The organism is Flavobacteriales bacterium, from assembly GCA_013001705.1.
In the GTDB taxonomy this organism is placed as follows: Bacteria; Bacteroidota; Bacteroidia; order Flavobacteriales_D; family JABDKJ01; genus JABDLZ01.
This window is the reverse complement of the sequence record JABDLZ010000295.1, coordinates 1-10,897: the sequence shown is the minus strand read 5'-3', so window position 1 is coordinate 10,897 and position 10,897 is coordinate 1. Positions and strand designations below refer to the sequence as shown.

9 protein-coding genes are annotated in these 10,897 nt (G+C 48.9%); 6 read left to right on the top strand and 3 right to left on the bottom strand.

Annotated features, from left to right (window positions below; all coding sequences use genetic code 11):
- The 6 genes from HKN79_11925 to HKN79_11900 all read left to right on the top strand — a co-directional run.
- On the top strand, positions 1-933 hold a 933-nt coding region (locus HKN79_11925), incomplete at its 5' end, for a bifunctional phosphoribosylaminoimidazolecarboxamide formyltransferase/IMP cyclohydrolase PurH (GenBank protein ID NNC84275.1).
- A 126-nt stretch (positions 934-1,059) separates the two neighbouring features.
- Entirely contained in the window at positions 1,060-2,085 is a 1,026-nt protein-coding gene (locus tag HKN79_11920) for a rod shape-determining protein (protein ID NNC84274.1), read from the top strand.
- Positions 2,086-2,097: 12 nt separating this feature from the next.
- Positions 2,098-2,931, top strand: a complete 834-nt coding sequence (mreC, locus tag HKN79_11915) for a rod shape-determining protein MreC (GenBank protein NNC84273.1) — start codon at positions 2,098-2,100, stop codon at positions 2,929-2,931.
- Positions 2,924-3,439, top strand: a complete 516-nt coding sequence (locus HKN79_11910) for a rod shape-determining protein MreD (protein NNC84272.1) — start codon at positions 2,924-2,926, stop codon at positions 3,437-3,439. Before mreC ends, HKN79_11910 begins: the two co-directional genes overlap by 8 nt.
- A gap of 3 nt (positions 3,440-3,442) precedes the next feature.
- On the top strand, positions 3,443-5,251 hold the full coding sequence (mrdA, locus tag HKN79_11905) for a penicillin-binding protein 2 (GenBank protein NNC84271.1): 1,809 nt from the start codon (positions 3,443-3,445) through the stop codon (positions 5,249-5,251).
- A complete protein-coding gene (locus HKN79_11900; protein ID NNC84270.1) occupies positions 5,241-6,569 on the top strand; it encodes a rod shape-determining protein RodA in 1,329 nt (442 codons plus the stop codon). Before mrdA ends, HKN79_11900 begins: the two co-directional genes overlap by 11 nt.
- Positions 6,570-6,581: 12 nt before the next feature.
- Here the strand turns inward: HKN79_11900 and HKN79_11895 are convergent, their stop codons facing one another.
- The 3 genes from HKN79_11895 to HKN79_11885 form a co-directional block, all read right to left on the bottom strand.
- Entirely contained in the window at positions 6,582-7,247 is a 666-nt protein-coding gene (locus tag HKN79_11895; GenBank protein ID NNC84269.1) for a response regulator transcription factor, read from the bottom strand.
- A complete protein-coding gene (locus tag HKN79_11890; GenBank protein NNC84268.1) occupies positions 7,240-9,330 on the bottom strand; it encodes a sensor histidine kinase in 2,091 nt (696 codons plus the stop codon). The genes HKN79_11895 and HKN79_11890 overlap by 8 nt, the downstream gene beginning before the upstream one ends.
- 65 nt (positions 9,331-9,395) lie before the next feature.
- The coding region (locus tag HKN79_11885; protein ID NNC84267.1) for a T9SS type A sorting domain-containing protein at positions 9,396-10,897 on the bottom strand (1,502 nt) is incomplete at its 5' end.

Below are 10,897 nucleotides of genomic sequence, written 5' to 3'. Positions count from 1 at the left end.
GGGCAAGACTCCTCGATCACATTGGGAGAAGGAAATGCGCTTCGTTACGGTGAGAACCCTCACCAGAAAGGAGTGTTCTATGGTGATCTGGAAGCCATCTTCGACAAGCTCCATGGAAAGGAGCTTTCTTACAACAATCTCTTGGATGTGGATGCAGCTGTAGCGCTGATGTCTGAATTCAAGGATGATGATCCCACTTTTGCCATCCTCAAGCACAATAACGCATGTGGCTTGGCTACACGGGAGACTATCAGTAAAGCCTATAAAGCGGCATTGGCCGGGGACCCGGTCTCAGCCTTCGGAGGAATCCTCATCAGCAACAGGGAGATCGATGGCGACACCGCTTCGCTGATCCATGATCTCTTCTGTGAGGTGGTCATCGCTCCGGCTTTCTCTGATCAGGCCAGAGAGATCCTGCAGCAGAAGAAGAAGCGTATACTGCTTGTGATCAAAGCCTATCCCGAAGCCAAGTCACAGATACGTAGCGCATTGAATGGACACCTGTGGCAGGAAAAGGATCTGAAGACGGATGCGGCTTCTGACCTTGATCAAGTGACCGAGGTCAAACCGAACAAGGCGCAGGTGCAGGACCTCTTGTTTGCCAGTCGTGTCGCTAAACACACCAAGTCCAATACAATCGTTCTGGCAAAGGATGGGCAATTGTTGGCCAGCGGGACCGGCCAGACCAGTCGAGTTGATGCCCTGAATCAAGCCATTGACAAAGCCGGTAGAATGGGATTCTCGCTAGACGGAGCGGTGATGGCAAGTGATGCCTTCTTTCCATTTCCCGATTGCGTGGAGATTGCTGACAAGGCTGGGATCAAGGCGGTTATCCAGCCTGGAGGATCGATCAAGGATCAATTGAGTATCGACTATTGCAATGCGCACGGAATGGCCATGGTCATGACCGGGGTGCGTCATTTCAAGCATTGAGCTTATCAAGAAACCAATGTCGATAGTTGCATATCGTGCTGGATATGCCCCCTACAAGTCATCTTACATTTGAAGGAATTCTTGGATTCTGCCACAGTGCATCTCAAATCGTGACGGTGAATAGACATGGGCTTATTTGATTTTTTCACTCAAGAGATCGCTATCGATCTCGGTACAGCCAATACACTCATCATCTATAATGACAAGGTCGTTGTAGATGAACCGAGTATCGTGGCAATGGACAGGGCTACCGGTAAGTACATCGCCATCGGTAGACAGGCGCAGAAGATGCATGGGAAGACCCATGAAGACATCAAGACCATCAGACCACTCAAAGACGGAGTGATCGCTGACTTCCAAGCAGCAGAAGCGATGATTCGCGGGATGATCAAGATGATACAGCATAAGAATAAGTGGTTCACTCCATCGATGCGAATGGTCATCTGCATACCCTCAGGGATCACAGAAGTGGAGAAGCGTGCAGTTAAAGACAGTGCAGAGCATGCCGGGGCCAAAGAGGTCTACCTCATCCATGAGCCCATGGCAGCAGCCATAGGGATCGGTATTGATGTAGAAGAGCCCATGGGTAACATGATCATCGACATAGGTGGAGGGACATCGGAGATCGCGGTCATCGCATTAGGGGGGATCGTATGTGACAAGAACATCCGCATCGCAGGTGACGAGTTCACCAATGATATCGAGGAGTACATGAGGCGACAACACAATATCCTCATAGGCGAGCGCACAGCTGAACAGATCAAGATAGAAGTGGGTGCCGCAGTGCCTGAACTCGAAAATCCACCTGAAGACTATGCCGTGCGAGGTAGAGACCTCTTGACCGGTATACCAAAGGAGATCCATGTCAGCTACAAAGAGATCGCCCACGCCTTGGATAAGTCCATTTCCAAGATAGAAGAAGCGATACTGAGTGCCCTGGAGAATACACCGCCCGAATTGTCGGCCGATATCTATCGCACAGGAATCTACTTGGCTGGTGGTGGTTCCATGCTCCGCGGACTCGACAAACGTATCTCATTGAAGACCAAGCTTCCTGTACACGTTGCAGATGATCCGCTCAAGGCGGTGGCCCGTGGGACCGGGATCGCACTCAAGAATATCGGTAAGTTCCAATTCTTGATGACGGGTTAATAGGCTACAGTCATGAGGGATTTCATCCGTTTTCTGGATTCGTATAAGAATCTCCTCATCTTCATCCTCTTTCAGGTCATCTGTCTCTCGCTGGTATTCCGCACAAGCGTATTTCAGCGCGGAGTGTTCCTGAGTTCGGTCAATGAGGTGTCCGGTTCACTCTACGATATGCGAGAAGATCTCAGAGGATACTTCCATCTTCAAGAGGAGAATGATCAGCTGGGCCAAGAGAACCTTTCATTGATCGAGCGGTCCAGAATTGCCTTTGAACAGGTAGACAAGAACTATGCTCTGATAGATGATACCCTTTTCATCAAGCGCTTCTCCTTTCAGTATGCTGATGTCATCAATAGCTCCAAAAGCAAACTCAATAACTACGTTACCCTGAACAAAGGAACCCGTCATGGAATCGAGTCGGGGATGGGTGTGCTGAGCGAACTTTCCGTAGTGGGAAGGGTGATTCGTGTGACGGAGAATTATGCCTTGGTCATGCCCGTGATACACAGCGATTTCCAATTGGCCGTGCAATTTGCTGATTCTCGATACTTCGGCTATCTGACTTGGCCTGGAGATGACTTCAGAATGGCCAAACTGGGAGAGATTCCCACCGATGCGACCATCGAAGTGGGAGACCGTGTGATAACCAGAGGTTCGGGATCGAGTTTTCCTGCAGGTCTGGAGGTAGGAATTGTCGACAGGGTCGAATTGGATGAAGGGGGTAATTTCTTCGATGTGCATATAGAGCTAGCAGTAGATATGTCCAAGCTCAATCGTGTATTGCTCATCAAGGATCTCCATCGCCAAGAACTGGATTCATTGACTACAGGAATTTCTTTGGATGAATAGACAGGTCATCAATAATGTCATTCGATTTATCAGTTTGATACTGGTACAAGGTCTCCTGCTGAGCAACGTGGTGCTGGTCGGTGGAAGGGCACAGGTGTATCTCTATGTACTCTTCATCGTCATGTTGCCCTTGCGTATCGCACCTGGATTGGCCATGTTGCTTTCGTTCTTCCTTGGTCTGGGGGTAGACATGTTCTATGATTCACCTGGCTTGCATGCCTCGGCATCAGTACTCGCAGCATTTGTTCGGCCATACTTCATCCAGATCCTTACACCCAGAGATGATTACGATATCAACGACAGACCTACTATCAGTAGAATGGGACTTTTCTGGTTCCTCCGATTGGCCGCAGGGGTGATCTTCACCCATAGTCTATGGATCTTCTTGCTGGAGAGTTTCAGCCTAGCGGGGCTGGGATCCTCACTTGTCAAGGCAATAAGTACATCACTTATGACATTGTTGGTCAGTGTGGTCACTGTATATCTCTTCACTCGTAGAAAGATCTGATCGATGAATCTCAAGGACAGACGCATATTGGTCATCGCACTCTTTCTGCTGATCGCGGTGATTTTCATCGGCCGACTGTTCCAATTACAGGTCTTGGATGATAATTGGAAATACAAGGCCGCACAGATCACAGAAAGGGCAGTCACCAAATATCCTTCACGGGGTGTGATCTATGATCGTACAGGAAAGCTCCTCGTAGGAAATATCGCGGTCTATGATCTCATGGTCGTGCCTCGGGAGGTCAAGGACTTGGATACGACCGCATTCTGCCGTTTGGTTGGGATCAAAGAAGACGTATTAGCTGACCGGCTTCAGCGTGCCAAAGACTATAGCTATCACAAAGCATCCGCTATCGTCAAGCAGATACCTGCCGATGAGTATGTCAACATCGCTGAGCACATAAATGACTTCAAGGGATTCTACAGTCAAGTCAGGAGCATGCGGGCATATCCCGATTCGATAGCTGCCCATGCACTCGGCTATATCAGTGAGGTCAATAGTCGCATCATCGAGAATAATAGCTATTACAGAAGCGGTGACTATATAGGGGCCAATGGGGTGGAGAGCATCTACGAAGAGGTGCTGCGTGGAAATAAGGGAACCGAGATCATGCTCGTGGATGTCCACAACAATGTGCGTGGAAAGTTCGAAGGTGGACGATATGACACGGCATCAGTAGCTGGACGTACCATCACCTCGGCTCTGGACATCGACCTTCAGAAATACGGTGAGCGCTTGATGCAGAACAAGCGAGGGAGTATCGTAGCCATCGAACCTGCCAGTGGTGAGATCCTGGCTATGATCAACAATCCCAATTTCGACCCCAACCTCTTGGTCGGGCGTGTAAGAGGTGAGAACTATTCCAAATTATTGAACGATACACTCAAACCCCTGTTCAACCGGGCCATGCAGGCCAAATACCCTCCGGGATCGACCTTCAAATTGGTCAATGCTCTCATCGGACTACAGGTGGGTGCGGTAGATACAGATACCTATCATTCCTGCAGAGGTGGGTATTATTTCGGGAGCAGGAGGTTGGGGTGTCATGGTCACAAGTCTCCACTTAAGCTGGACTATTCTATCATTACCTCGTGCAACGCATATTACTGCAATGTCTTCAAGGATATTCTCGATTCGTATCCCAGTACAGAGGAAGGCTATAAGGAGTGGCGTGAATATGTGATGCGCTTTGGACTAGGTAGTCGGCTGCAGACGGACATGACCGGAGAGGTGGATGGTTTTGTACCGCCTCATACATATTATGACCGCTACTACGGACAAGGGCGTTGGAATCCACATACCATCATCTCCCTCAGCATAGGTCAAGGTGAACTAGGTGTGACACCTATGCAGATGGCCAATATGTGTGCGACCATTGCCAATCGGGGTTGGTACATCACACCGCACATCATCAGAGAAATAGACGGTAGTCCACTGAGTGACAGTACCTACACCGAGGTGAACCATACCGGCATAGATGAAGCTTATTTCGATATCGTGGTAGATGCCATGGAAGGAGTGATAGAACGAGGAACCGGACGGGGAGTGAAATATGACGATACGGCCATATGTGGTAAGACCGGTACAGCACAGAACCCACATGGTAAGGACCATTCCATATTCATAGCCTTTGCCCCCAAGGATAATCCTCAGATCGCACTTGCAGTGTATGTAGAGAATGTGGGTTACGGCTCCACCTGGGCCGCACCTATCACCAGCCTTATGATAGAACGTTACCTCACCAAGCAGCCTACTGAGAGGAAATGGGTAGAGGATCGTATACTCAATGCGGACTTGATGCATGAGAACTAGAGGGGAACTCATCGGAAGTCTGGATAGGCCGCTGCTGCTCATGTATCTGGCCTTGATCATGATCGGATGGATCAATATCTATGCGGCCAACTATATCCCAGAACACCCGAATATCTTCGATACTTCGAGGGAATATGGTATGCAATTCATCTGGATATGCCTCGGAATGGTAGCCGGATTCTCGCTGCTCCTATTCAGTGGAGAATTCTATCGCAGAAATGCCATTTTCATATATGGTGGGGTCATCCTACTACTTATCGCGGTGCTGCTGTTCGGTCGGGAGGTCAATGGGGCGAAATCCTGGTTCGGTGTTGGGGGATTCGGTATACAACCCTCTGAATTCTCCAAGATCGGGACGGCATTGGTCATCTCCACTTATCTCTCGGATATTGGGCAGAAGACGCCTACACGCACATCTTTGCTGGTGAGTTTCGGACTCATCGGACTGCCGGCATTACTCATCCTACTCCAGCCAGATGCGGGTACACTCTTGGTATTCTCGGCCTTCTTACTCGTGCTCTATCGCGAGGGCTTGATCGGTAACATCATCTTCATCGGTATCGGCCTGTTGATGGTAGCTATATCCACGCTCTTTTTGATCAAGACCCAATGGGAACCCATTGCAGGATTTGTAATCTCGGGAGAAGTGATCCTCACTGTATCATTCCTGTTGATCGGAGTGCTGGTCTTCTTTATCATCAAGCAGGCCGTATTACCTCGATTCCGCAAGAAGAATATCAGAGGACTGATCATGATCCTCATCGTCTCGATGATCTCTGTTTGGACCATCAGTTTCATCTACCATTCAGATAGTTTTCTGAAGCCTCACCACAAGACTCGTATAGATGTATTATTCGGTCATAAGGAGGATCCGAGCGGAGCCGGATACAATGTCATTCAGTCCAAGACCGCCATAGGCAGCGGAGGATTTGCTGGTAAAGGCTTTCTCGATGGCGTGTTGACCAAGTACAAGTACGTCCCCATGCAGAGCACGGATTTCATCTTTTGTACAGTGGGAGAAGAGTGGGGATTCCTGGGTACTACTACGGTCATCATCCTATTCATGGGATTGCTCTTGCGCATCATCCACTTGGCAGAGCGACAGCGGTCTGCCTTCACGCGCATATTCGCCTATTCGGTGGCGAGCATCATCTTCTTGCATGTATTGATAAACATCGGGATGGCCATCGGACTGGCTCCGGTCATCGGGATACCCTTACCCTTCTTCAGTTATGGAGGAAGTTCATTCTTGAATTTCACCGCTATGATCTTCATCCTGCTACGGCTGGATTCAGAGCGCTTGGAGGTGTTCCGGTAAGTCCTGTACAGCTTATTTCAAGAACCCCTGTTGAAATCCGGCCCGGATCATCCCGGCTGTATTGCGTGCATCCAGTTTCTCTAGAAGATGCCTTCTATGTGTCTCTACCGTATGATGTGAGATCGAGAGTTTTTCAGCGATTTCACCGGTGGTCCATTCCTCGGCAATGAGCTGCAGGACCTCTTGTTCACGCTCACTGAGCACCACTGTCCTTCTCTCTTTCTCTTGGGCATGGCTTGAGCGTCCTTGATGATCCATCAAGGCATCGATGAGGGTCTGGGTGACCTGTTTACTATAGTAGAATTCATTATTGTGGACAGCGCGTATGGCATTGATGAGCTCTACTTTGTCTGCGCTTTTCAGCAAGTATCCCATGGCCCCCTGCTCTAGCATCCGGGTGATGAAAGCCTCTTCTTCATGCATGCTCAATCCGATGACCGCACACACATGACCTGCTTCTTTGATCTGCTTACAGACTTGGATGCCATCCATATCGGGTAGGTTGATGTCCAGCAGTACGACATCCACTTCCTGCTCTATGAGTTGTTTTAAGGCAGATTCTCCAGTATGTGCGATGGCCTTGACCAGAATGTCGCTCTCTGTATCAAGCAATCCACGTATACCATCTGCAAACATGGCATGGTCATCAACGATCAACACTCGGATAGGTTCAGCCATGTTCCAAAGGTATGCTCACAGTGATGCGTGTTCCTTGACCGGGAACACTTTCGATATCTACATGTCCATCAAAGAATCCAGCTCGCGAGCGCATGTTGTCCAATCCCAATCCGGTGGATGAGATGTCTCCAGAATCGAATCCCAAGCCGTCATCCTCGATCTGCATCTGGATTGTTTCTGTGCTTCTATCCAGTCTGAGAGTGAAACGACCTGCTTCTGCATATTTAAGCGTATTGTTGGCTGCCTCTTGAGCAATACGGTATAAGGCGAATTCCAGATCCTTGAGTAGTCGATTCGAACCCAATGTACCCTCCAACTGAGCCTCCATACCCGTGCTTTTCAGGTTATTGACCAAACTGCGTAGGGCCTCTTCGAGTCCGAATTTCTCCAGTGAGGCCGGCATCATATCGTGAGATATACGCCTGACTTCTGCGTAGGCCGTATCCAGCAATTCACCGGCCTTTTTGCTGACTTTGAGCTTCTCCAATTGATCGATCCCTTCTTGTACTTGGCTTAGATGCATTTTGGCTGTTGCAAGTAGCGCTCCCAATCCATCATGTAGATCTTTAGCGATGCGACCTCGTTCTCGTTCTTGCCCATTGAGCATCGCCTCAGCATAGCCTATTTTACGTTCGGCCAAGAGCTGTTCTTTCTCCGCCTTCTCTAGTCTTCTTTTCTGTTGAATGGATTGATTTCGGGACCAAAGGGATAGTACGATAAGCAATGAAAGTCCTGAGATGAGAGCGATCCAAAGATTCCTCCTTTTAAGGGCAGCGTCCTTCAGGGCGAGTGAAGAGGCCTGTTGGGCCAGCTCCTTATCCTTTTCAGCGCTGCGGTAGCGCGTTTCTAATTCATCGAGATGAGTCTGATTCTCAGAATTGAACAAGGAGTCCTTTAGATGGTCATAGGCTTGATAGTAGCTCAATGCTTCTCGATACCTTCCGTTCTGTTCGTAGATGTGTGAGAGGTTTCTCTGGACGGATTTCTCATAGTATTTAGAACCTGTCATTTGAGCTAGAAGTAGCGCTTGCTCTGCACTGGCTACAGACCGCTCGCTGTTGCCCTGATATTGATATACGGTAGCTAATCGATTCAGAGTGCCGATCAGTCCGTGCGGATCATTTCTTTCTTCAAGAATGCTCTTTGCCTCCAGCAATCTGGCCTCGGCCTGCTCATAGTCTTGGAGTTCGATATGGGTGAGAGATACATTCTGTAATCCCCGAGTGAGGCCGTATAGATCCTGTATACTCCTCCGAATCTCCAATGCCTTCTCACCATAGATGAGAGCAGAATCCAATTCACCTTGAAGACGAAGGACTTCACCAATGTTGTCCGTGATATTGCCCATGTCCTTCATTTGGCGCTCACGCTGCATGATATGGAGTGCTTTTCGATAGTGGGATTCGGCAGTGGGATAATCTTTGGCACGTATGTGCAGTATACCTAAGCTATTGTGACAATTTCCCATTCGGATGGAATCCTTGATTGCTGAAGCCATGTCCAAGGCTGCATAGAAATGGTCGGTAGAGGATCGAAGGTCACCGAGGTGGTCCATGATGACCCCTTGACTGAACAGCACGCTGGCTATCTGTGAGCTATCACCTACCTGCCGATAGCGGGTCATGGCCGAGTCGAAGTATGATAGGGCTTTCTGGTAACTGCCGGAGAATCGATATCGATTTCCGATATAAAAGTAGGCCTCACCGACCGATCGTGTGAGGTTCTTCTCTTTTGCTCTGTTCAAGGCCTGGGAATACAGGCTGTCGGCCGATTCCAGTCGATCATTCAGTTCATGGTACAGGCCGTATTCGAGTAGAGAGAGTATCCAAAGGTCACTGCGACCGACTTCTTCTGCCTGAGCGATCAGATCGGGAATGTCCTGATAATAGGTGGTATCTCCTTCTGACCGGAGCTCACTGATTCTTTCTATACGATATTGTAATTCATCGGTCGCAGTATCTGTATCAGAACCTTGTGGGTCGTTTTGAGCTTGTACAGGCTCGCATGTGATCAAGATCAAGCATAGGATCATCCATACCTGGAAACATGGTCTGGGTGTGGACGATACTGTGGGTCCGATCATAACACGGTCATTCTTCCTTGCAAATTAGCACTCTTGCGCAGTTTCTGAAATCAGTGTCGAATAGTTCATCTTAGCATCAAGCGGATAGTAGATACTTCTTTTTCATCTGCTAGATATAGCATATAGATTCCAGATTGCTCTGTCGCAATGGTGAGCATGCCTTGCGGTGTGATCTCGTAAGCCACTACCTGTCCAAGAGAATTGAGGATGTTCAGCTTCGTTCCTTGTACCCAATTCTGTATGTAGAAGGTGCCTTGACTCGGATTGGGATATACCGATAGGCGTTTCACTAGAGAGTCACTGAGACCGACCCCCGTAAGAGTCACCGTGGCAGATACGGTGCTACACCCGTTCACATCGGTGACCTCCAGGGTATAGTCTCCGCTCACTTCAGCTTCAAGAGTATTTCCTGTAGCTCCGGGGATGATCTCCCCATCGAGATACCACTGAAGGATCCCGCTCGCGGTAGTGGTGAGGACATAATCGTTGACTTCAATGCTCGGAGTAGGGGGAGGAGGATAGAATTCCACATGTATGGTGTCTTCATCGTGGCACTCCCGGGTATCCATGATCTGGATGATATAGTCACCCGTATAGGTCACTTGGGTGTGCTGGCTGTCCACCCCATTGCTCCATGCATAATCTAGATATCCAGGGCCAGCATCCAGGGTCAGGGTGTCACCTAAGCATGATGCGAGATCTTCTCCAGCCTCATAGAAGCGTTCGGTCTCAGGATCGGCCACGAACTTGAAGAAGGCCATTTCTTGACCGCCTCCCCAACCGATGAATCTCCCAGAGGCAACTTGTAGAGCACCGAGCAACACATGAAATTGGGGAGTACCTGGACTAGCTATTCCTTGGTTTCCAAAAGACGTGATCATATTTCCATCTGCATCACGTTTCACAATACGTGCATGACCAAGGTGCCAGTCTGCCGAGCCATATTGGAAAGTTGATCCATCGTCAAGTAGCTCTATTTGGCCTGCGGCTACCTGTGCGGTCCCTATAGGTACAATGCTGGAGCCATTGGTAGCATATGCGGAGTCCAATTCTCCAGTGGGTAGAAAACGAGTGAGATAGAATGAATACTCGGTCGTAGGAGAAGTGCTCACATATACCTTATCATCCGAGGTCTTGGCCACACCCATGGATTGCCAATGTGTATCCGCGACTATGAAATCCGAAACAAAGAGCCCATTAGTGCCGATAGAGGTATCCAAATTCCCCTGACTATCGAATTTCAAAAGGCCCAGTCTGTTCTGGCCGTTGGTATGTACAATAGGAAAGTAGAGAATACTGCTATCACTGAGCATGATTGCTTTTCCTTTTCCTGTAGTAAATACATTAGGGAAATCAGAGCTGTTCGTCAAGGTCATACCATCACCGGAGAAAGTCTGATCAAGACTCCCATCCACATTGAAGCGCATCACTCCAAAGCCATTGACTCCTCCGTTGATATTGGATTGACTTTGGCCCACAGCGATAACTTTTCCGTCATGAGCCGGAAACACCGCGTTGAACATTCCAGAGCTGATGGTCGTGAAGGGGACCTTATGATAGCCAGTTC